The sequence below is a fragment of the Mesorhizobium sp. LSHC420B00 genome (assembly GCF_000503055.1).
In the GTDB taxonomy this organism is placed as follows: Bacteria; Pseudomonadota; Alphaproteobacteria; order Rhizobiales; family Rhizobiaceae; genus Mesorhizobium.
Genome location: NZ_AYVY01000086.1, coordinates 1 through 379, shown reverse-complemented (window position 1 = coordinate 379; position 379 = coordinate 1). Strand labels below are relative to the sequence as shown.

The following is a 379-nucleotide window of genomic DNA, read 5'->3' as shown; positions in this document are numbered from 1 at the left end:
CCTTGACGGCGGCGATCTTCAGGCCGCCACGCAGCTTGTTGACGACCAGCGTGGCCAGGGCCTCGCCTTCGACGTCCTCGGAGATGATGACCAGCGGCTTCGAAGTCTGCACGACAGCCTCGAGGATCGGCAGCATGGCTTGCAGGTTGGAGAGCTTCTTCTCGTGGAGCAGGATGTAAGCGTCTTCCAGATCCGCAACCATCTTTTCGGCGTTGGTGACGAAGTAGGGCGAGAGATAGCCGCGGTCGAACTGCATGCCTTCGACGACTTCGAGCTCGGTCTCGGCGGTCTTGGCTTCCTCGACCGTGATGACGCCCTCATTGCCGACCTTCTGCATCGCTTCCGCGATCATCGAGCCGACCGAAACGTCGCCATTGCC

Annotated in this window: 1 pseudogene; it reads right to left on the bottom strand. The window is 61.2% G+C overall.

From position 1 onward, the window contains the following. Positions 1-379 (bottom strand): annotated as a pseudogene (locus X760_RS0140760) (TCP-1/cpn60 chaperonin family protein); the annotation flags it as partial.